Origin of the sequence: Mesorhizobium sp. LCM 4576 (genome assembly GCF_001854815.1) — a bacterium.
In the GTDB taxonomy this organism is placed as follows: Bacteria; Pseudomonadota; Alphaproteobacteria; order Rhizobiales; family Rhizobiaceae; genus Mesorhizobium; species Mesorhizobium plurifarium.
The window spans coordinates 179,177-200,462 of sequence record NZ_MDDT01000057.1; the positions used below are offsets into that span (position 1 = coordinate 179,177).

Sequence of the window (21,286 nt, forward strand, 5' to 3'; positions counted from 1 at the left end):
TTCGCCTCTTGCCGTGCCCGGTTGTACCGACCTAGAGTCGGAACGGGATTAAGGGTGCCGTCGTGCGCGTTAAGTCGCGCGCGTTAATAGACGGGAGTTGTCGTGGTGGGTGTCGTTCTCAACATCGAAGGCAAGCGGGAACCCGCTTCCATCAAGGATTTGATCGATCTGACGGCCGCCGACATGGGGCGTGTCAACGAGCTGATCCTGTCCAAGGCCGGCTCCGACGTCGAGATGATCCCGGAGATCGCCAACCACCTGATCTCCTCGGGCGGCAAGCGGCTGAGGCCCATGCTGACGCTGGCCGCCGCGCAGATGTTCGGTTATTCCGGCGAAGGCCATGTCAAGCTCGCCACAGCCGTCGAGTTCATGCACACCGCGACGCTGCTCCATGACGACGTGGTCGACGAGAGCGCGCTGCGCCGCGGCAAGAAGACGGCGCGCATGATCTGGGGCAACCAGGCGAGCGTGCTCGTCGGCGATTTCCTGCTCGGCCAGGCCTTCCGCATGATGGTCGAGGTCGGCTCGCTGGAGGCCCTCGACATCCTGTCGAGTGCCGCTTCCATCATCGCCGAGGGCGAGGTGATGCAGCTTGCCGCGGCCAAGAACCTCGACACCACCGAGGACGAGCATTTCGCCGTCATCAAGGCCAAGACCGCGGCGCTGTTCTCGGCCGCGGCCGAAGTGGGGCCGGTGATCGCGCTCGCCTCGCGCACCGACCGCGCGGCATTGCGCTCCTACGRCATGAATCTCGGCCTTGCCTTCCAGCTCATCGACGACGCGTTGGACTATGGCGGATCGAGCAAGGATCTCGGCAAGAATGTCGGCGACGATTTCCGCGAGGGCAAGGTGACGCTGCCGGTGATCCTCGCCTACCGGCGCGGCACCAAGGCCGAGCGCAGCTTCTGGAAGCGCGCCATCGAGGAAAACGTCACCGACGATGCCGGGCTGGAAAAGGCGATCGGCCTGATGGCCCGCCATGGCGCTATCGCCGACACGATCGGCCGCGCCCGCCATTTCGGCGAGATCGCCCGCGACGCGCTGGCGCCGCTGGAGGCGACGCCGCAGAAGTCGGCTTTGATCGACGTTATCGATTTCTGCATCAGCCGGGTGAACTGAGCCTGCTGGTCTCTCTGCGCTTGCCTGGCATCCTCCGGGCAGGGCGCCTGTGAATCCCGTGCCGGCCGTCTCGACAAAGGGCGGCCCGGCAAATTATCTATAAAATATGGCCAGCACAGAAGATACGATCGCCGTTCGCATCAGCAAGGAACTGGCGGACCGCATCATTTCGGGCGCGATCGAGCCTGGATCGCGGCTGCGCCAGGACCATGTCGCCGAGGAATTCAACACCAGCCATGTTCCGGTGCGCGAGGCCTTCCGGCGCCTTGAGGCGCAAGGGTTGGCGATCRGCGAGCCCAGGCGCGGCGTGCGCGTCRCCTCTTTCGATCTCGGCGAGGTGAGGGAGGTGGCTGAGATGCGCGCCGCGCTAGAAGTCCTGGCGCTGCGCCATGCCGCGCCGCATCTGACGGCGTCGATCCTGGACCAGGCCGAGGAGGCGACCAAGGCCGGCGACAAGTCCCGCGACGTGCGCTCCTGGGAAGAGGCCAACCGCACCTTCCACCGGCTGATCCTGGCGCCCTGCAACATGCCGCGCCTGCTCTCCACCATCGACGACCTGCACGCGGCGAGCGCGCGCTTCCTGTTTGCGGCTTGGCGCTCCGAGTGGGAAACCCGTACCGACCAGGATCACCGCGCGATCCTGGGAGCGCTGAGGCAAGGCAACACCGAATCCGCCRCCGCGACGCTCGGCCGCCACGTGCAGTGGATCGGCCAGAAACCGGTCAAGACCGCTTCTGGCAAGACGCGCGACGCGTTCGCCATCGTGGGGTGATGTCGGCGCAATCTCCACGCGGTCCTCATTCCAGGGCGGAGCAAGGAGCGAAGCGACGCGCGCAGACCCTGGAATCCATTCCGTGACGTCGAAGCTTTGCAGCGGTGCAGAACGCCCCCTGTTCTGCGCCGCTTTTGCCATTCGGCCAAGGTCACGGAATGATCCTCGGGTCTCCGCGTCCGCTTCGCTTCCGCTCCGCCCGTGGATGACGAACCTGYGGGCTTGCCATCGTCGCGAAAATATGGATTCGATAATAGATGAAGTTCAAAAATTATCTATAATTTACTCGAACCAGGGAAGACACCGTGACCAACGCAGCCATTTCGACCCCAAAACCCTCCTTCAGCCCGTTGCGGCTGCAAAGCCGTTCGCTCGCCTGGCAGATCGGCGCCGTGATCCTCGGATCGCTGTTCCTGGCGCTGTCGTCCTATATCGAGGTGCCGATGGTGCCGGTGCCGGTGACCATGCAGACCTTCGCCGTCACGCTGGTCGGCGCGCTCTATGGCTGGCGCTTCGGGGCGCTGACCATCGCCGCCTGGCTGGTCGAAGGCGCGGCGGGATTTCCGGTGCTGGCGGGTGGGGCGGCCGGCGTTCAGCATTTCGTCGGTCCGACCGGCGGCTATCTCTTGGCCTTCCCGGTCGTCGGCGCCGTCGCCGGCTGGCTGGCCGAACRCGGCTGGAACGGCAAGCGTGTCATGCTTGCCTTCGCCGCCATGCTCATCGGCAACCTGCTTTGCCTGGTTCTCGGCACCGCTTGGCTCGCCGTCATGATCGGCGCCGAGAAGGCTGTCACGTTCGGCTTCCTGCCGTTCATCGTCGGCGGCCTGCTCAAGTCGGCGCTGGGCGCGGCGACATTGAAGCTGTTCTCGACCTATCAGGCGGCGCCGCGCGACCGCTCGCCCGCGGCCTGATGACCATCAGGTTGCGCTCCCATCATCTGCTCTGCCTGCTGACCTATGTCGGCAAGGGCTACTCGCCGGCCTTCACCGCCAATTACGACCAGGTGGTGAAGCGCCTGGGCGAGGGCGAGGCGGTGGTGATCGTTTCCGGCCCGGATGATATCTGTGCGCCGCTGATCGGCGAGCCGGAACCGCATTGCCTGCGCCAAAGCGCCGCCGAGCGGGACGGGCTCGCCGCGCGCGACGTGGGGGCTCTCCTCGGCCGGCCGATCCAGGACRGCGACCGGTTCGTGCTGGACGCCTCCAGCCTTTCAGGGATGCGAAAGGCTTTTTCCGCCGGYCTGACGCGCCAGGCATGCTCCGGCTGCGAATGGTCCGGCCTGTGCGATACGGTTGCCGCCGGCGGATTCCGCGATACCTGTCTGTAGGCATCCCGGTACCACATGTCGGYGTCCCGGACCTCCGCGCGGGATTTTTCGGTGGCGCCGCATCGTTTTTTAAGCCGGATGATTGCATTGTGATTCGCTCGGCGATTGAAGCTCGACCCCAAAAAGGCCATGCTTTGACCGGAAAAGATCGAGTCTGCGGGCGGTCCGCCAAGGGCGGGATCGCGTCTGGCTGAAAGGGATACGATGCGGCAAGGACGTGCGCGCTGGCTGACGAGGCTGGCATTTTTGGCCGGTGTGGCGCTTTGGGTGCYGCCGGTCCAGGCCAAGGAAGATGCCCAACCGCTGCAGATCACGTCTTTCTCGGGCGCCTATCTTGCGGCCCATATCGCCGAAAGCGACAACGACCTCGACGACGCGATCGCCTATTACAAGCAGGCGCTGGCCTTTGCGCCGGACGACAAGGAACTGCAGCAGAGCCTGATGCTGGCTCTCGTCGCGCAGGGCCGCTTCGAGGAATCGCTGGTCTATGCTGACAAGCTGAAGGAAGTGCCGGATGTCGAGCGCTTCTCGCGTCTGGCGCTGGCCATCGATTCCTTCCACAAGAAGGACTACGCCAAGGCGCAGTACTGGCTGAAGCTGTCGCTCGAATCCGATCTAGACCGGCTGGTGTCCGGCGTCATGGATGGCTGGGCCAAGGARGGCGCCGGCAACGCGTCCGAGGCCATGGATTCCATCGACAAGCTCAAGGGTCCGGACTGGTTCGGCCTGTTCAAATCGTTCCACCGCGCGCTGATCGCCGATGCCGCCGGCCTGAACGACAAGGCCGATGCGATCTACGCCGCCACGCTCGCCGACACCACGGCCGGCGGYTCCTCGCCCGAAACCTGGATGCGCAATGYCCAGGYGTACGCCTCCTTCCTAGCCCGCAAGGGCGACGAGTCGAAGGCGCTGGCGGTGTTGAACCAGGCCGAAGCCTTCGCCCCCGGCAAACTCGAGATCACCACGCTGCGCGACCGCATCGCCAAGGGCGACAAGATCGAGCCGTTGGTGGCCAGCCCGGCCGACGGCGCGTCCGAAATTCTGCTCGACCTTGCCACCGCGCTCAACCGCGGCGGCGGCGAGCCTTTCGTACGGCTTTACCTGCAATACGCGCTGGCGCTGAAGCCGGACAGCGATGCGGCCCTGGTGCAGCTTGCCGCCGTCGCCGAGCAGCTCAAGGACGGCGAGGGCGCCATCGCGCTTTATCGCCGCATTCCGGCGTCCTCGCCGCTGAAGGAGCTTTCCGACCTGCAGCTCGGCCTGAACCTCGCCGATCTCGACAAGCATGACGAGGCGATCGCCCATCTCAAGGCCTATCTCGACAAGCATCCGGACGACATGCGCGCTTATCTGGCGCTTGGCGGCGTCTATGGCTCGAAGGAAGATTTCCGCTCGGCCGCCAATCTCTACGACAAGGCCGTCGAACAGTTGAAGAACCCGACCGCCGCCAATTGGAACATCTTCTACCAGCGCGGAATCGCCTATGAGCGGCTGAAGGAATGGCCGAAGGCGGAACCGAATTTCCGCAAGGCGCTGGAGCTGCAGCCCGACCAGCCGCAGGTCATGAACTATCTCGGCTATTCCTGGGTCGACATGAACATGAACCTCAAGGAAGGCCTGGCAATGATCCAGAAGGCCGTYGATCTGCGGCCGAACGACGGCTACATCGTCGATTCACTGGGCTGGGCCTATTACCGCCTCGGYCGCTTCGACGACGCCGTGCGCGAGATGGAGCGCGCCGTTTCGCTGAAGCCRGAGGATCCGGTCCTCAACGACCATCTCGGCGATGCCTACTGGCGCGTCGGCCGCAAGCTCGRGGCCACCTATCAGTGGACGCAGGCACGCGACCTGAAGCCGGATCCGGACGTGCTCGCCACCTTGCAGCAGAAGCTGCTCAAGGGCCTGCCGCCGATCGAGTCCAACACCGCGCAGGAAACCCCCAAGGTGAAGCCGGTGCCGGCGCCCGCGCCGAAAGGCTGATCCTTCGCTAGCGTTCAGGACGACGGGGCTCATCGAGCCCCGTTTTCGTTTCGGCTTGGCGTCGCGATCGTCATCCACGGGCGGAGCAAGGAGCGAAGCGACGCGCGCAGACCCGAGGATCCATGCCGTGACTTGGAAGCGTCGCCACGGTGCAGAATCCTGAGCCGTTGCACGCCTTGGCGAAGGTAACGGCATGGATTCCAGGGTCTCCGCGACGCCGCTTCGCGGCTGCTCCGCCCTGGAATGACGATCGCGATGGGCGTTTCGGCTAATCTCCAAGGCATGGCGCCTGYCAACCCAAACAGGGCCGACCGGTCAAAGCTCCGGTGCCCTAAAACATCTTGCGATAAACGACGAACCCGGGCTTCTCGCCGACCTTGTCGTAGAGCTGCATCGCCGTGTGGTTCGTCTCATGCGTCAGCCAATAGACGCGGTTGGCGCCTGCTTGCCTGGCGCGCTCATAGACGCCCTCGATCAGCGCCCGGCCGACGCCCTGGCCGCGCGCGGCTTGCGTGGTGAAGAGATCCTGCAAATAGCAGTTCGGCGCGATCGACGTCGTCGAGCGGTGGTAGAGATAGTGGACGAGGCCGAGCAGATTGCCTCCTCGCTCGGCCACCAGCGCATGCATCGGCTCGTAGGCATCGAAGAAACGCGACCATGTCATCTGCGTGATTTCGCCGGCCAGCGCCGTCGGGCCGGAGCGCCCGTAAAACGCGTTGTAGCCCTCCCATAGCGGCAGCCATTGCTCGTAATCCTGCCTCGTGACGGGTCGGACGGTGAGTGGACCGGGCATGACGGAACCTTCGCTATTAGAACTCGACGGAGCAAAGGATCACCGCCGTTCGCCGGCAATGGGCCAGCCGAGCGCAAAGCGTTCAACCTCCTCGGATGTGTGGCGCTGCCTTGACGCTTGCCGGCCCGGCAACTAGGGAAGCGTCATCCTGCGCTTTCCGAGGCCGCCGTGACCATCGACATCCCCGCCCATATGCATCCCAGCCGCTCCTTCCAGGGGCTGATTCTGACCTTGCACAATTACTGGGCGGACTATGGCTGCCTCATCCTGCAGCCCTACGACATGGAGGTCGGCGCCGGCACCTTCCATCCGGCGACCACCTTGCGCGCGCTGGGCCCCTTGCGCTGGAACGCCGCTTACGTGCAGCCGTCGCGCCGCCCGAAGGACGGCCGCTACGGCGAGAACCCGAACCGCCTGCAGCATTATTATCAGTATCAGGTGATCCTGAAGCCCAATCCGCCGAACCTGCAGGAGCTCTATCTCGGCTCGCTCGAGGCGATCGGCGTCGATCCGCTGCTGCATGATATCCGCTTCGTCGAGGACGACTGGGAGAGCCCGACGCTGGGCGCCTGGGGGCTTGGCTGGGAGTGCTGGTGCGACGGCATGGRAGTCTCGCAATTCACCTACTTCCAGCAGGTCTGCGGCATCGAATGCGCGCCGGTGGCCGGCGAACTGACTTACGGGCTGGAGCGGCTCGCCATGTATGTGCAGGGCGTCGACAATGTCTATGACCTGAACTTCAACGGCCGAGAGGGCGCCGAGAAGGTCACCTACGGCGACGTCTTCCTGCAGGCCGAGCAGGAATATTCGCGCCACAATTTCGAATTCGCCAACACCGCGATGCTGYTGAGGCACTTCGAGGACGCCGAGGCCGAGTGCAAGGCGCTGCTCGATGCTGGCACGCCGAAACCGAGCGACAATCTGCCGATGCACCRCATGGTCTTCCCGGCCTACGACCAGTGCATCAAGGCAAGCCACGTCTTCAACCTGCTCGACGCGCGCGGCGTGATCTCGGTCACCGAGCGGCAAAGCTACATCCTGCGCGTGCGCAATCTGGCCAAGGCCTGCGGCGAGGCGTTCCTGAAGACGCGGGCGGGCGGGCTGGCGGCGGCTTAAGCCGACACAGCCTTTACGACCTCGGTGGCGGCGCCGGCCGGCAACACGATCTGCGCCGTTGCGCCGTCGATCGTGCGCATGGCCTGCCTGACCCCCGGCATCGTGATCGTGCCATGCGCCTGGGCGGCGAAGCAGGCRCTGAGCGCCAGGATCTGCAGGGTTCTCGATGCCGTCTTCATCGTCGTTCAGCCAATAGGTCTCTGCCTGAGCGTTTGTCGCTTCAGCGCAGCGTTCGGTTCATGGGATGGTCTGCTCCAAGGACGACCGGCTTCGCCGCGTCCCGACAGCGGGCTGAAAAATTCCGTCAAATCGCTTGAAGGGGCGATCCGTTAGCGGGGTGACAGCGGCCGGCCGAGTTGCTATGCGCTTCTACCTCCCCCTTGATGGGGGAGGTCGCCGCGAAGCGGCGGGTGGGGGTGACTGGCGCTTCCCTATGCCAAAACTTGACCGTTTCAAGTTGCAGTCCGCGCGAAGGCTCCGCGCCTCGATGACGGATGAAGAACGGCTGCTATGGCGGCACCTGTGGCGCATCCCGGTCGAAGGGACGCATTTCCGACGACAGGCGTCAGTCGGTGTCTACTATCCAGATTTCATCTCGCATCGACTGAAATTGATTATCGAGGTGGATGGCTCCCACCACAGTGCCGATGATCAGCTGCGCCATGATGAAGTTCGAACACGATGGTTTGAAAGCCAGGGCTATCGCGTCGTCCGTTTCTGGAACCATGAGATAAAAAACGAACTAGATTCCGTGCTCGATACAATTTATGCGGCGGTGGAAGAACGCAAATTACACCTGCATTTGCGCGATGGTGCCGAAGGTATTGGCAGCTGAGAGGCCGCCACCCCGCCCCGGCGCTACGCGCCGACCCTCCCCATCAAGGGGAGGGTGGGGAGCTTAACTATGCCTGACCTGCTCTTGGAACTTCGCTCCGAGGAAATCYCCGCCCGCATGCAGCGCAAGGCTGCCGGCGACCTCAGGAAGATGCTGACCGACGGTCTGGTCGAGGCGGGTCTGACCTATGAAGCGGCGCGCGAATACTGGACGCCGCGGCGCTTGGCGCTCGACATAAGGGGCTTGACGCCGCGCTCCAAGGACATCCGCGAGGAGATCAAGGGTCCCTCGACCACGGCGCCCGAGCAGGCGGTGCAGGGTTTCCTGCGCAAGGCCGGGCTTTCGTCGATCGCCGAGGCGCATGTCCATTCCGACCCGAGGAAGGGCGACTTCTATGTCGCCCATATCTCGAAGCCGGGCCGGGCCGCCGAAGAGATCATCGCCGAGCTGGTGCCKGGCATCATCAAGAGCTTCCCGTGGCCGAAGTCGATGCGCTGGGGGCCGGCCTCGGCCAAGCCTGGCTCGCTGCGCTGGGTGCGCCCGCTGCAGTCGATCGTCTGCACCTTCGGCCCTGAGACCGAGGAGCCGGTGGTGGTCGATTTCGAGATCGACGGCATCCGCGCCGGCAACGTCACCTATGGCCATCGCTTCCACGCGCCGGGTGCCATCACCGTGCGCCGCTTCGACGACTATGTCGCGAAGCTCGAAGCGGCCAAGGTCGTGCTCGACGCCGACCGGCGCAAGGAAATCATTCTTCACGACGCTCGCAACATCGCCTTCGCCAACGGCCTCGACCTGGTCGAGGATGAAGGCCTGCTGGAGGAAGTCTCCGGCCTGGTTGAATGGCCGGTCGTGCTGATGGGCGAGTTCGAGCAGGATTTCCTCACCATTCCGGGCGAGGTCATCCGGCTGACCATCCGCGCCAACCAGAAGTGTTTCGTCACCCGGCCGCAGGGCGCGGGCGAGGACCTCTCGAACCGCTTCATCCTCGTCGCCAACATCGAGGCGAACGATGGCGGCAAGGAGATCGCCTACGGCAACGGCAAGGTGGTGCGCGCGCGCCTGTCCGATGCGCTCTATTTCTGGAAGACCGACCAGGGCGATTTGCCCGACCTCGACCAGCTTCGGGAATCGGCGGCGAAGTTCGACCTGGATCTGAAGAAGCCGCTCGACCAGCGCATGGCGCGCCTCGACCATCTCAACGTGACCTTCCACGCCAAGCTGGGCACGCAGGGCGCGCGCGTCGAGCGCATCAAGYGGCTGGCGGAAGAACTGGCGCCGGTCGTTGGCGCCGATCCCGCGCTCGTCGCCCGCGCGGCAGTGCTCGCCAAGGCCGATCTGCAGACCGAAGTGGTCGGCGAGTTCCCTGAGCTACAAGGCGCCATGGGCCGCAAATACGCGCTGCTGCAAGGCGAGCATGCATCGGTGGCCGCAGCCGCCGAGGAACACTACAAGCCGCAGGGCCCATCCGACCGTGTGCCGACCGATCCGGTCTCGGTTGCCGTCGCGCTCGCCGACAAGCTCGACACGCTGACGGGCTTCTGGGCGATCGATGAAAAGCCCACCGGCTCGAAGGACCCGTTCGCTCTGCGGCGTGCCGCGCTTGGCGTGGTCAGGATCCTCATCGAGAACCGCATTCGTCTGTCGCTGACGTCTGTTTTCGCCAAGGCTTTTGCAAACTTCAAAGGCGGCGCGGATCAGTCGTCCGACCTCCTTGCCTTCTTCCACGACCGCCTGAAAGTCTATCTGCGTGAAAGCGGTGCACGGCATGACTTGATCGATGCCGTGCTGTCAGCGGGCTCGCGCCCAATCTCCCCCCTTGTGGGGGAGATGTCGGCGAAGCCGACAGAGGGGGGCGCTGTCCCGCCGGCCCCGCGCTCTGTCGCGCCCCCCTCTGCCCTGCCGGGCATCTCCCCCACAAGGGGGGAGATCGGCCAATCGCCTAACGACGACCTGCTGCAGATCGTCCGACGCGTCGAGGCGCTGGGCTCCTTGCTCGACACCGAGGAGGGCAAGAACCTGCTCGCCGGCACCAAGCGCGCCGCCAACATCCTGGCGGCCGAGGAGAAGAAGAAAACCCTCGTCGCCGAGACTGTTCAGCCGGCGCTGTTCCGCGAGGAAGCGGAAAAGAAGCTCAATGCCGCAGTGAATCAGGCCGAGAAGGAAGCCGGCCAAGCGATTCAAAACGAAGATTTTTCCGCCGCCATGCTGGCGCTTAGCGTGTTGCGCGAACCGGTTGATTCATTTTTTGAAGGCGTTCTCGTCAATGATGAGGACCAGGCCGTGCGCGCCAACCGTCTGGCGCTGCTCGCCCGCATCCGGACCGCCACCGATCAGGTCGCGGATTTTTCAAAAATCGTCGGCTGATAGCTCGAAAAATCGCAGGTTCGGCACTGCCTGCATCCGCTAGGATGCGGGCAGGCTTGAACAATTCGGCGCCCGAAATTTAATGCGCCGGAGCCGGCTTACAGTCATATGACGATGACCTCCGCATGGGAGAACCAATGCATGTCGCCCGGAAGTGTACCGCGGTTCTGGGACAACGACATGCATCAGACAAAAAACGTTCCCCAAACCACGGAGGCATGCCATGAATTCCGTTGACGATATCCACTTGATTGAAGAGACCCCCGCCGCCGCCGAGGCCATCGAAGCCGCTTCCGAAAACCTCCTCGACCATGCCGCCGCTGCAGCGGTCGAATCCGCCGATCCTTCCGAAGACGACGAGGAAGAAGGCGATGACGAGGAAGCCACGGCCTCGGCCGACGATGAGTCGGACGACGAGGAGGAAGATGACGACGAAGACGATGACGCCGACGAAGAAGCCAAAGCCTCGGGCGACGATGAGTCCGACGACGAGGATGAAGATGGCGACGACGATGAAGACGACGCCGATGAGTCCGACGATGACGACAAGGAAGAAGCGGCCTGAGCTGTCTCCTGGGTCTGAAGCATGAAGGGCGACGCGTAACGCGTCGCCCTTTTCGTCAGGCTCGTCAATCTTCCAGGAAGATTGACCCCGTCAATCTTCTATGATGCTGACCCGCACGCTGTCCGGATAGACGTCGACCTCGATCAACGGCTCGCCATTGACGATGGCGCGCCTGGTGGCGCTGCTCATGGCGCCGCCGCGTTCCAGCATGCGCTGCAGGCCGGCGCGCGAGCCGTCGCGGCGGAACCAGGGATCGCCCTGGTCGTCGCCGTCACGCCGGTGGAACTYGTGCCAGTTGGCGCGGTCCTGCCGCACCATTTGCGCCGCGCTGCTCAGCGGATAGCCGTCGCTGGCGCGGTGATCGCGGTCCGAGATCCGCGCGACGTAAGAGCCGAGCATGTCGTCGGCCCGCGCCACACTCGCGCCCAGTGTCGTCGCCGCCACCAGTGCGGCAACGGCCATTGCTTTCGAAACAGTCATGAAAYCCCCCTTTTGAAACGCCAGCACCATCGTGCCCGACCCCGGTGACGGGAATCGGACAGAGTTAAGCGCCTAGCACATAGAGGCGGTATCCAGTGTGATCTACATCGCCTTGCCGACGCGCGGCAGGGGCTGGCCATTTGACGGCTGCGCCTGTGGCTGCGCGTTGGCCGTCGCGGCCGGTTTGTCGCCGGTTTTGCCGTTGCCGTTCGAAGCAGACGCCGTGCCGTTCGCGGGCGTTGCCGGCGAAGTGCCGTTTGCCGGGGCGGCCGCGGTTGCCGGTGCCGTKGGCTTGGCTGCCGCGGTCGCCGCGGGCGTCGCGAAAGCGCCGCCGACAATGCCGCCGCGAATGATCATCGGGGCCTGCTGGTGCCTGAACTTCTCGGGGATCGCCGCGACCTTTTCGTCGGTCACGGCGGGCATAGGATCGCCCAGCGCTATCATCGACGGCGTCGAGGCCGAGGACAGCTTGGCCGGCTCGATCGCATTCAGCCTGATGACCGAAGGCGTCGAGGTCGAGGGSCCGACCACGACGATAGACGAGGCATGCGCCGCGCCGCTCATCGCCAGAAGGCTGATACCGAACGATCCAAGCAAACGCATCACAACAGCTCCCAAGCCCGCAACCGCATCGAACCCGCGCCCTAAGCAGGTTCCGCAAAAGTGTCCCACGGTTTTGCGATCAGAACCTGCGAAACCCAGGGAACCTAAACAGATATTCGTGGGGTACCCCACGAATATCTGTTTAGGACCGGCAGATTGAAGCCGGCTTGCGTGGAAACTTAACATTTTAGGGATTGATAAATCGCCAATGCCTGCCCTTGCCCGATGAAGGCCGCCGTATTACGGGACCGGCATGTTCAGGACTGGTGGCGGATTTGGCTGAGATACTGGCGGCCGGCGAGGCTATGAAGCGGGCATTGGCGCTGCTCGAAGACGGCGATGTCGTCGCCATCCCGACCGAGACGGTTTACGGCTTGGCGGGCGATGCCACCAACGGCGTCGCCGTGGCGCGCATTTTCGAGGCCAAGGGCCGGCCGCGCTTCAACCCGCTGATCGCCCATGTCGCAAATCGCGCGATGGCGGACCATATCGCCGGCTTCGATCCGCTCTCGGCAAGATTGGCCGAAGCCTTCTGGCCCGGCCCGCTGACGCTGGTGCTGCCGCAGCGCGCCGACAGCGGCATCCATCCGCTGGTCACAGCGGGGCTGGACACGATCGCGCTGCGCATGCCGCGCGGCTTCGGCGGCGAGCTGATCGCGCGGCTCGGCAGGCCGCTCGCCGCCCCCAGCGCCAATTCCTCAGGCAGGATCAGCGGCACGACGGCAGGGGCGGTCGCCGCCGATCTCGGCGACAGGATCAGGCTGGTCGTCGATGGCGGCGCGACGCCGGTCGGCCTGGAATCGACTATTCTCAAGGTCGAGAACGGCAAATTGCGGCTGTTGCGGCCCGGCGGCATCGGCGCCGAGGAGATCGAAGCGGTGGCCGGCGCGAAATTGTCGCGCGGCGCTTCCGGCATCGAGGCGCCGGGCATGCTCGCCTCGCATTACGCGCCGGGCGCCGCGATGCGGCTCAATGTCGGGGACGTTGCCGAAGGCGAGGCGTTGCTTGCCTTCGGCCGCAATCGCGCCGAGGGCTGGGAACGGGCCGTTGCATTGCGCAACCTCTCCGAGACAGGCGACTTGCGCGAAGCAGCCAGCAACCTCTTTGCCGCCATGCAGGCGCTCGACCGTGTCGGCGCCGCGACCATCGCCGTCGAGCCGATCCCGTTCGAGGGCCTGGGCGAGGCGATCAACGACCGGCTTGCCCGCGCCGCCGCCCCCCGTGACAAGACCGCTTGAGCCTATCTCTTTGTTTTGATGCAATTCCGGGCGGAACCGCTTCGCACTTTTCCTGGAATTGCTCTAGGTTCTGACCCATGAATGATCAGCCCTTCGACCTCGATCCCGCCGTCATCGACCGCTTCGTCGCGATCGTCGGCGACAAATATGCGTTGCGCGACCAGGCCGACATCGCGCCTTACATCACCGAGCGGCGCGGCCTCTGGCACGGCCGGACATCGCTGGTGTTGCGCCCCGGCAGCGTCGAGGAGGTGAGCCGCATCATGCGGCTTGCGACCGAGACCGGCACGCCGATCGTGCCGCAGAGCGGCAACACCGGGCTTGTCGGCGCCCAGGTGCCGGACAAATCCGGTCGCGACATCGTGCTGTCGCTGTCGCGGCTGAACCGCATCCGCGAGATCGATGTCTTGTCGAACACGGTGACCGCCGAGGCCGGCGTCATCCTGCAGACGCTGCAGGAAGCGGCCGACGCCGCCGGCCGGCTGTTTCCGCTGTCGCTCGCCGCCCAAGGCTCCTGCCAGATCGGTGGCAATCTTTCCTCCAATGCCGGCGGCACCGGTGTGCTTGCCTATGGCAATGCGCGCGAGCTCTGCCTGGGTGTCGAGGTGGTGCTRCCGACCGGCGAGGTGTTCGACGATTTGCGTAAGCTGAAGAAGGACAACACCGGCTACGACCTCAAGAACCTGTTCGTCGGCGCCGAGGGCACGCTCGGCATCATCACTGCCGCGGTGCTGAAACTGTTCCCGAAGCCGAAGGGCAGGGAGGTCGCCTTTGCCGGCCTGCCGTCGTCCCCCAAGGACGCGCTGTCGCTGTTCACCCTGGCGATGGACAGGGCCGGCGCCTCGCTTACCGCTTTCGAGCTGATCGCCAAGAGGCCTTACGACTTCACGCTCAAGCATGGGCAAGGCATCACGCGGCCGCTGGCCGACGACTGGCCGTGGTATGTGCTGATGCAGGTCTCCTCAGGCCGTTCCGAGGAGGACGGCAAGGCACTGATCGAGGAGGTTCTTTCGGCTGGCCTCGAGCAAGGCATCGTCRGCGACGCGGTGGTGTCGGCAAGCCTTGCCCAGGGYGACGCCTTCTGGAATTTCCGCGAGACGCTGCCCGAATRCCAGAAGCCGGAAGGCGCCTCGATCAAGCACGACATCTCGGTGCCGATCGCCTCGATCCCCGAGTTCATYGAAAAGGCGGCTGGCGCGGTGGAAGGCGTCTGCCCCGGCGCCCGCGTCGTCTGTTTCGGCCACATGGGGGACGGCAATCTCCACTACAACATCTCGCGCCCGGTGGACTGGCAGGACGAGGCGTTCCTCGACCTCTACCACCCCATGAACAAGGCCGTGCACGATGTCGTGCGCTCTTTCCACGRCTCGATCTCGGCCGAGCACGGCATCGGCCAGYTGAAGCGCGACGAACTGATCGCCACGGCGCCGCCGATGGCGATCGACCTGATGCGCCGCGTGAAGACGGCCTTCGACCCGGCCGGCGTCATGAATCCCGGTAAGGTTATCTGATCCTCACCACATCTGGTGGCCGGTCGCATTCCGATAACCATCCCCGAGATCRGCAAAATTTAACCGACTTTCTTAAGCGCGCCGGTAAGAAGCGAGCGCTAATATTTCTTCCCATAACGAGGCCRGAAAAACCGGCCCTGAGAGAACCGGAAAAACGGCCCTCAGGACTAACAGGGAAGACATCGATGAACACTGGACTGAAGCCAGTCTGGGCCGGTCGCAACATGCGTCTCGACCCGTTTCGCCTGCCGCAGATGGTGAGCTATGYCACGCGCGACGATTATGGCGATGTGACCTTCACCATCGACCAGCGCGGCGCGGTCATCCGCCGGGTGCTGGAGATGAGCGGCGTGCCGGCGATCATCGCGCTGCCCCCCAATGCGTTCCGCGGCGTCGCCGCCCGCGCCATGGAGGATCCGGACGGCAACGTCACGGTGACGCTGGAACTCCTGCACAATGATCCGATGCTGTCGGTGCCGCTTCTGGTCGCCGACGACCTCGACGACGTCGCCGCCGACTGGCGCGCCTGGGCCGACGCCTATCGCCTGCCGATGCTGCTGATCGAGGCCGACGGCATCGCCCGCACGCTGGAAGAATCGCTCGGCGCCGCCATCAAGGCGCTGCCGCCGCAGGAGCGCCGCAAGGGCCGCGTCTCCACCACGCGCCGCCCGCGCTTCCTCGCCCGCCGCAAGGCCGGCAATCTGGGCTTGCGGCTGGTTATCGACGGCCAGGAGATTATCGCAAGGGAGTAGGTTTCTTCTCCCCGTTCTACGGGGAGAAGTGCCGGCAGGGCGATGAGGGGCAGCACCGGCCTGGGTGTTTGGCCACCTCACAAACCGACGACATTTTGYCGCTGCAAATTGCCTCAAGGCTGGCGCCGCCCCTCATCCGGCTGCCGCCACCTTCTCCCCGTAGAACGGGGAGAAGGGAGAACTACACCAGCGGCTTCAGCCAAATCCACACCGACCCGCCGATCAGGCCGAGGAAGATCAGCCAGCCGACCTGGTTGTTCGACTTGAACAGTTTCAGGCACTGGTCCGGATTGTTGATGTCGAGCCGGATGATCTGGCGCGCCATATGCGCGCCGGCGGCGATCAGCCCGGCCAGCGACACCACGGGCGCCTGCGCCGAARCGAAGGCGATGGCGAAGCAGATCAGCGCGCCGCCATAGAGCCCGGTGAGCCACATCTTGGTGTTGTCGCCGAACAGCCGCGCCGTCGAGCGCACGCCGACGATGGCATCGTCTTCCTTGTCCTGATGCGCGTAGATCGTGTCGTAGCCGATCACCCACAGGATCGAGCCGATATAGAGCATGATCGCCGGGTCATCGATGTCGCCGAACTCGACCGCCCAGCCCATCAGCGCGCCCCAGGAGAAGGCGAGCCCAAGCACGAATTGCGGCCAGTTGGTGATGCGCTTCATGAAGGGATAGACCGCGACGATCGCGAGCGAGGCGATGCCGAGCGGAATGSCGAAGCTGTTGAACTGCAACAGCACGGCAAGACCGATGAGCGCCTGGATGATGACGAACGCCCAGGCTTGGCGGCGCGTCACCTTGCCGGCGGGCAGCGGCCGCGAGCGGGTGCGCTCGACCTGGTTGTCGATGTCCTCATCGGCAAGGTCGTTATAGGTGCAGCCGGCGCCGCGCATGGCGACGGCGCCGATGAAGAACAAAAGCAGATACCAGGGCGCCGGCAGCAACGTCAGCAGCGGGTCGGTCGGGCGCGGATAGGCGCCGGCGGCAAGTGCCGCCGACCACCAGCAGGGCCACAACAGCAATTGCCAGCCGATCGGCCGGTCCCAGCGCGCCAGCTGCGCATAAGGCCACAGCCAGCGCGGCAACACCCGGTAGACCCAATGGCCGCTCGGCGCGTCGGCGACGCGGCCCTGGATCGCTTTCGACTGGACGGTTTCCATCACGTTGAAGTGACAGTCGCAAGTGACGCCGTCAAGCGGCCGCGGTGTCGCTTACGCGGTGAAAACATCGTGACCGGCAAACCATGCCCTGGCGACGTCGATGAAGGCCGCGGCCGCCTTCGACAGGCGCTGGCGGGTGTCATGGGTCAGGATGATGCGCTGCATCGGCAGCGCGTCGGAGAGCGGTTTGCAGACCAGCGGCAGTCCGTCATAGCTGCGGTCGCCATAGGGCCTCGTATAGCTGACCGCGACGCCGAAGCCGTTGGCGACCATGGAGCGCTGCAATTCGAACGAGCTCGTCGCCGTCCGCGCGATCGGCGACAGGCCGCGGCTGAGGAAGAGGTCCAGCATGTGCTGCCAGCTGTGCGGCTGGTCGGTGGTGATCAGCGGATGCTGGGCGAGCTCGGCCAGGCTGACGGCATGCTTGTCCGCAAGCTCATGGCCGGCMGCCAGAAGCGCATGCGGCCGCAACTCGTGCAGCAGGATGCGCTTGAAATGGCCTGGAAGGCCGAGATCGTAGGTGAGGCCGAGATCGACGGCGCTGTCGGCGAGCCGCCGCCCCAGCGTCTCGAAGGTCTCGTCGCCGATGACGACCGTGACGGCGGGGCAGCGCTCGGCGAAGGTGCGCATCAGCGCCGGCGCGAAATAGGGCGCCAGGTCCTCGAAGCAGCCGAGCACCAGCTCGCCGCCGATATCCGCCTCGCGCGTACCGAGCGCCGCCAGCTCGTCCGCCTCGCCCAGCACCTGCCTTGCCTTGGCGACGGCCTTGCGGCCGAAGGACGTCAGCGCAACGCCGCTTCCGCGCTGGCGCACGAACAGTTTCTGGCCAAGCGCGTCCTCGACATTGTCGATCGCCACCGAGATCGACGGCTGCGACACGTTCAGCGCCTGGGCCGCCGCGGTCACGCTGCCATAGCGGGCCACGGCGACGACATAGCGCAACTGGGTGAGGGTCAGTCTCATAGGTCAAAACTATAAATTACATGACAAGTTATTATTTTACGCGATGTCCGACGCTTGCGATAGTCGCTTGCCAAATGCAAGGAGAACGCGCCATGGCCAGCCCAAAGATCGATGCCGAGACGATTGCCGATTACCAGCGCGACGGCGCGGTCTGCATCCGCGGCGCCTTCAAGGACTGGGTCGACGTGATCGCCGCCGGCATCGAGCGCAATATGCAGAACCGCAGCGCCACGGCCTCCGACATCGCCGGCGGCAAGGGCAGCTTCTTCGACGATTACTGCAACTGGGAACGCATCCCGGAATTCGTCAGGATCGTCAGGGAATCGCCGGCCGCCGAGCTTGCGGCGGCGGTCATGCAATCGCGCAGCGCCCAATTCTTTCACGACCACGTCCTAGTGAAGGAGCCCGGCACGCAGAAGCCGACGCCCTGGCATCAGGACATTCCCTATTACTTCGTCGACGGTAGCCAGACGGTGAGCTTCTGGATCCCGATCGATCCGGTGAAGGAGGCGACGCTGAGGCTGATCGCCGGCTCCCACAAATGGGAAAAGATGGTCCTGCCGGTGCGCTGGCTGAACGACGCCAACTTTTACGCCGACGAGGGCGACTATTTGCCGGTGCCCGATCCCGACAACGACCCGTCGATGAAGGTGCTCGAATGGGAGATGGAGCCGGGAGACGCCATCCTGTTCGATTTCCGCACCGCCCACGGCGCGCGCGGCAACCTGACCGCGGCACGGCGCCGGGCGCTGTCGCTGCGCTGGGTCGGCGACGACGCGCATTATGTCGAACGCCCCGGCCGCACCTCGCCGCCCTATCCCGGCCACGACATGAAGCCTGGCCAGAAACTGCGCGAGGACTGGTTCCCCGTTATCTATCAGAGCTGAGTCGTTTTCCCGCCCGGTCAGGACGCGTGACTTGCCTATCACATCTTGATGAGGCCCATGTTCCCGTGCGCAATTGCCGCCAAAATGCCAAGACGCCTTGACCCRCCGCCCGCGGACCAATAGCGGGTTCGGGGAGACGATCAGCAAGAGGTGGCCATGAACGTTCTTCTTCTCGGCTCGGGTGGCCGCGAACATGCGCTCGCCTGGAAGATGTCCGCTTCGCCGCTGCTGACGAAGCTCTACGCCTCGCCCGGCAATCCGGGCATCGGCCGTGTCGCCGAACTGGTCAAGCTCGACGTCGCCGACCATTCCGCCGTCGCGTCCTTCTGYCAGGAAAAGAAGATCGACCTGGTCGTGGTCGGCCCGGAAGGCCCGCTGGTCGCCGGCATCGCCGATGATCTGCGCGCCTGGGGCATCCGTGTCTTCGGCCCGTCCAAGGCGGCGGCCAGGCTCGAGGGGTCGAAGGGCTTCACCAAGGATCTTTGCGCCAAATTCAACATCCCGACCGCCGCCTATGGCCGTTTCGGCGACCTTGCCTCGGCGAAAGCCTATGTCGAAAAGACCGGCGCGCCGATCGTCATCAAGGCCGACGGGCTCGCGGCCGGCAAGGGCGTCACCATCGCGATGACGCTCGATGAGGCGAACGCCGCGCTGGAAGCCTGTTTCGACGGTGCCTTCGGCGCCGCCGGCGCCGAGGTCGTCGTCGAGGAGTATCTGACCGGCGAGGAGGCGAGCTTCTTTTGCCTGTGCGACGGCGCCACCGCGCTGCCCTTCGGCACCGCGCAGGACCATAAGCGCGTCGGCGACGGCGATACCGGGCCGAACACAGGCGGCATGGGCGCCTATTCGCCGGCGCCGGTGATGACGCCGGAGATGACCGAGCGCACCATGCGCGAGATCATCGAGCCGACCATGCGCGGCATGGCCAAACTCGGCGCGCCCTTCGCCGGTATCCTCTTCGCCGGTCTGATGATCACCGACCAAGGGCCGAAGCTCATCGAATACAACACCCGCTTCGGCGATCCCGAGTGCCAGGTGCTGATGATGCGGCTGAAGGACGACCTGCTCGTTCTGCTTAACGCCGCCGTCGATGRCCAGCTCGCGCATATGTCCATCCGCTGGAGCGACGAGACGGCGTTGACCGTGGTGATGGCGGCGCGGGGCTATCCGGGCACGCCGGAAAAGGGCTCGGTCATCCGCGGTCTCGACGAGGCGGAAGRCGAGGGCGCCCAGGTCTTCCATGCCGGCACCRCCATCAATGGCGGTGCGCTGGTCGCCAATGGCGGCCRCGTCGTCAACGTCACCGCGCTCGGCAAGACCRTCGGCGAGACGCAGCAAAAAGCATACGCGGCGATCGATCATATCGATTGGCCGCAGGGCTTTTACCGCCACGACATCGGCTGGCGCGCCGTCGAGCGCGAGAAAGCTGGAAACTGATCAGGCGGCCTTGCTCCTGCCGCCCTTGCGCGCCCAGGCCGGCAGCCAATCGCCATGCGCTGCAAGCAGGTCGTCGACCAGCGACCAGATCTGGTCGAGGTCGAGCTCGGCCGCGGTGTGCGGATCCATCATCGCGGYGTGGTAGATGTGCTCGCGATTCTCGGTCGTGAGCGCCCGGACCGTCAGTTCCTGCACATTGATGTTGGTGCGGATCAGCGCCGTCAGCTGTGGCGGCAGGTCGCCTATATAGGTCGGCTGGATGCCGGAGGCATCGACAAGGCACGGCACTTCCGCCGCGCAATCGGCAGGCAGCGAGGTGATGCAGCCATTGTTGCGGACATTGCCGTAGATCACCGACGGCTCGCCGGTCCACACCGAATTCATGATCGAGGAGGCATATTCCTTCGAGTGCTCGACCTCGATCCTGTCGGCCGAGCGATAGGCTTCCGCCTGGCCCTTCCAGCGCTCGATCTGCTCGATGCAGCGTTTCGGATATTCGTCGAGCGGAATGCCGTATTTCTCGATCAGGTCGCCGCGTCCGTCCTTGATGAAATAGGGCGTGTATTCGGCGAAATGCTCCGAGCTTTCGGTGACGAAATAGCCGAGCCGCGTCAGCATCTCATAGCGCACCTTGTTCGGGCAGCGCGGATTCCAGCCGGGTTTCGGCGCGCGGCCCTCGCGATAGGCGCGCACGAGATCGGGATAGAGGTCGCGATAGGAGCCGTCCGCCTGGCGATGCTCGAACTTCAGGTAAAAGGCCATATGGTTGATGCCGGCCGAGCGGTAGCGGATTTCTTCGTAGGGAAGGTCGAGGTCGTGCGCCAGTTCCATCGCCGTGCCCTGCACCGAGTGGCAGAGCCCAACCTGCTTGATCGTGGGGTATTTCTCGGCGATCGCCCAGGTGTTGATCGCCATCGGGTTGACATATTGCAGCATGATCGCCTCCGGGCAGACGGCGAGCATGTCCTCGCAGATCTTCCACAGATGCGGCACGGTCCTCAGGCCCCGCATGATGCCGCCGACACCGAGCGTGTCGGCGATGGTCTGGCGCAGGCCGTATTTCTTCGGCACCTCGAAGTCGGTGACGGTGCATGGCTCGTAGCCGCCGATCTGGAAGGCGACGACGACGAAGTCCGCGCCTTTCAGCGCCTTGCGCTGATCCGAATAGGTCTCGGCTTTCGCCTTGACGCCCAGCGTCGCGATCAGCTTGTTGACGACGATGGCGCTCTCTTCCAGCCGCTGCGGGTTGATGTCCATCAGCGCGATGGTCGCGCCCGACAACGCCGGCCGCTGCAGCACGTCGCCGACGATGTTCTTCATGAACACCGTCGAACCGGCGCCGATGAACGCGATCCTGGGATTTCTTGCCACTGTAA

The 21,286-nt window shown here is 64.7% G+C and carries 21 protein-coding genes; 14 read left to right on the plus strand and 7 right to left on the minus strand.

Annotated elements, in window-relative coordinates; genetic code table 11:
- The first annotated feature begins 105 nt into the window (after positions 1-105).
- From LCM4576_RS26635 to LCM4576_RS26655, 5 genes are all read left to right on the plus strand, one after another.
- Positions 106-1,119 (plus strand): polyprenyl synthetase family protein, encoded by a 1,014-nt coding sequence (locus tag LCM4576_RS26635; protein ID WP_071035883.1) that lies wholly within the window; start codon positions 106-108, stop codon positions 1,117-1,119.
- A 106-nt stretch (positions 1,120-1,225) separates the two neighbouring features.
- The gene (locus LCM4576_RS26640) at positions 1,226-1,891 is read left to right on the plus strand and encodes a GntR family transcriptional regulator (RefSeq protein WP_071035459.1); all 666 of its coding nucleotides are present in this window, start codon (positions 1,226-1,228) and stop codon (positions 1,889-1,891) included.
- Positions 1,892-2,196: 305 nt separating this feature from the next.
- The gene (locus LCM4576_RS26645; protein WP_071035460.1) at positions 2,197-2,802 is read left to right on the plus strand and encodes a biotin transporter BioY; all 606 of its coding nucleotides are present in this window, start codon (positions 2,197-2,199) and stop codon (positions 2,800-2,802) included.
- Positions 2,802-3,218: a DUF1284 domain-containing protein gene (locus tag LCM4576_RS26650; protein ID WP_071035461.1), complete on the plus strand. Its 417-nt coding sequence runs from the start codon at positions 2,802-2,804 to the stop codon at positions 3,216-3,218. Before LCM4576_RS26645 ends, LCM4576_RS26650 begins: the two co-directional genes overlap by 1 nt.
- Positions 3,219-3,422: 204 nt before the next feature.
- Positions 3,423-5,198 (plus strand): tetratricopeptide repeat protein, encoded by a 1,776-nt coding sequence (locus LCM4576_RS26655; RefSeq protein WP_071035462.1) that lies wholly within the window; start codon positions 3,423-3,425, stop codon positions 5,196-5,198.
- Between the two features lie 331 nt (positions 5,199-5,529).
- Here the strand turns inward: LCM4576_RS26655 and LCM4576_RS26660 are convergent, their stop codons facing one another.
- On the minus strand, positions 5,530-5,991 hold the full coding sequence (locus LCM4576_RS26660) for a GNAT family N-acetyltransferase (RefSeq protein WP_041005046.1): 462 nt from the start codon (positions 5,989-5,991) through the stop codon (positions 5,530-5,532).
- A gap of 192 nt (positions 5,992-6,183) precedes the next feature.
- Between LCM4576_RS26660 and LCM4576_RS26665 the strand changes: the two genes are divergently transcribed.
- A complete protein-coding gene (locus tag LCM4576_RS26665) occupies positions 6,184-7,107 on the plus strand; it encodes a glycine--tRNA ligase subunit alpha (RefSeq protein WP_198540334.1) in 924 nt (307 codons plus the stop codon).
- Here LCM4576_RS26665 and LCM4576_RS26670 read toward each other — a convergent pair.
- Entirely contained in the window at positions 7,104-7,286 is a 183-nt protein-coding gene (locus LCM4576_RS26670) for a hypothetical protein (protein ID WP_071035464.1), read from the minus strand. The genes LCM4576_RS26665 and LCM4576_RS26670 overlap by 4 nt on opposite strands.
- A 182-nt stretch (positions 7,287-7,468) precedes the next feature.
- Between LCM4576_RS26670 and LCM4576_RS35280 the strand changes: the two genes are divergently transcribed.
- The 3 genes from LCM4576_RS35280 to LCM4576_RS26680 all read left to right on the plus strand — a co-directional run bounded on the left by LCM4576_RS35280 (position 7,469) and on the right by LCM4576_RS26680 (position 10,874).
- Positions 7,469-7,942 (plus strand): endonuclease domain-containing protein, encoded by a 474-nt coding sequence (locus LCM4576_RS35280; protein ID WP_244508435.1) that lies wholly within the window; start codon positions 7,469-7,471, stop codon positions 7,940-7,942.
- A gap of 69 nt (positions 7,943-8,011) precedes the next feature.
- Entirely contained in the window at positions 8,012-10,309 is a 2,298-nt protein-coding gene (gene glyS / locus LCM4576_RS26675) for a glycine--tRNA ligase subunit beta (RefSeq protein WP_071035465.1), read from the plus strand.
- Between the two features lie 223 nt (positions 10,310-10,532).
- Positions 10,533-10,874 (plus strand): hypothetical protein, encoded by a 342-nt coding sequence (locus LCM4576_RS26680; protein ID WP_041006098.1) that lies wholly within the window; start codon positions 10,533-10,535, stop codon positions 10,872-10,874.
- Between the two features lie 90 nt (positions 10,875-10,964).
- On the opposite strand, the gene LCM4576_RS26685 is transcribed toward LCM4576_RS26680, so the two are convergent.
- Together LCM4576_RS26685 and LCM4576_RS26690 are read right to left on the minus strand one after the other, a co-directional pair.
- Positions 10,965-11,354, minus strand: a complete 390-nt coding sequence (locus LCM4576_RS26685) for a hypothetical protein (protein ID WP_071035884.1) — start codon at positions 11,352-11,354, stop codon at positions 10,965-10,967.
- A 102-nt stretch (positions 11,355-11,456) separates the two neighbouring features.
- Positions 11,457-11,957 (minus strand): hypothetical protein, encoded by a 501-nt coding sequence (locus tag LCM4576_RS26690; protein ID WP_041006100.1) that lies wholly within the window; start codon positions 11,955-11,957, stop codon positions 11,457-11,459.
- Between the two features lie 275 nt (positions 11,958-12,232).
- Here LCM4576_RS26690 and LCM4576_RS26695 point away from each other — a divergent pair, with 275 nt between their 5' ends.
- The 3 genes from LCM4576_RS26695 to LCM4576_RS26705 all read left to right on the plus strand — a co-directional run bounded on the left by LCM4576_RS26695 (position 12,233) and on the right by LCM4576_RS26705 (position 15,458).
- A complete protein-coding gene (locus LCM4576_RS26695) occupies positions 12,233-13,195 on the plus strand; it encodes an L-threonylcarbamoyladenylate synthase (RefSeq protein WP_071035885.1) in 963 nt (320 codons plus the stop codon).
- 77 nt (positions 13,196-13,272) lie between these two features.
- Entirely contained in the window at positions 13,273-14,706 is a 1,434-nt protein-coding gene (locus tag LCM4576_RS26700; protein ID WP_071035466.1) for an FAD-binding oxidoreductase, read from the plus strand.
- Between the two features lie 185 nt (positions 14,707-14,891).
- Positions 14,892-15,458 carry a DUF6101 family protein gene (locus LCM4576_RS26705; RefSeq protein ID WP_071035467.1) on the plus strand — a complete coding sequence of 189 codons (567 nt, stop codon included), beginning with the start codon at positions 14,892-14,894 and terminating at the stop codon, positions 15,456-15,458.
- A gap of 181 nt (positions 15,459-15,639) precedes the next feature.
- Here LCM4576_RS26705 and ubiA read toward each other — a convergent pair whose 3' ends face one another.
- Together ubiA and LCM4576_RS26715 are read right to left on the minus strand one after the other, a co-directional pair.
- Positions 15,640-16,623, minus strand: a complete 984-nt coding sequence (ubiA, locus tag LCM4576_RS26710; protein ID WP_071035468.1) for a 4-hydroxybenzoate octaprenyltransferase — start codon at positions 16,621-16,623, stop codon at positions 15,640-15,642.
- Between the two features lie 51 nt (positions 16,624-16,674).
- Positions 16,675-17,586, minus strand: a complete 912-nt coding sequence (locus LCM4576_RS26715; RefSeq protein WP_071035469.1) for a LysR family transcriptional regulator — start codon at positions 17,584-17,586, stop codon at positions 16,675-16,677.
- Between the two features lie 92 nt (positions 17,587-17,678).
- On the opposite strand from LCM4576_RS26715, the gene LCM4576_RS26720 reads away from it, so the two are divergent.
- Positions 17,679-18,473, plus strand: a complete 795-nt coding sequence (locus LCM4576_RS26720) for a phytanoyl-CoA dioxygenase family protein (RefSeq protein WP_071035470.1) — start codon at positions 17,679-17,681, stop codon at positions 18,471-18,473.
- Positions 18,474-18,629: 156 nt separating this feature from the next.
- Positions 18,630-19,910, plus strand: a complete 1,281-nt coding sequence (gene purD / locus LCM4576_RS26725) for a phosphoribosylamine--glycine ligase (RefSeq protein ID WP_071035471.1) — start codon at positions 18,630-18,632, stop codon at positions 19,908-19,910.
- Here the strand turns inward: purD and LCM4576_RS26730 are convergent, their stop codons facing one another.
- On the minus strand, positions 19,911-21,281 hold the full coding sequence (locus tag LCM4576_RS26730; RefSeq protein ID WP_071035472.1) for an alpha-glucosidase/alpha-galactosidase: 1,371 nt from the start codon (positions 21,279-21,281) through the stop codon (positions 19,911-19,913).
- Positions 21,282-21,286 lie beyond the last annotated feature (5 nt).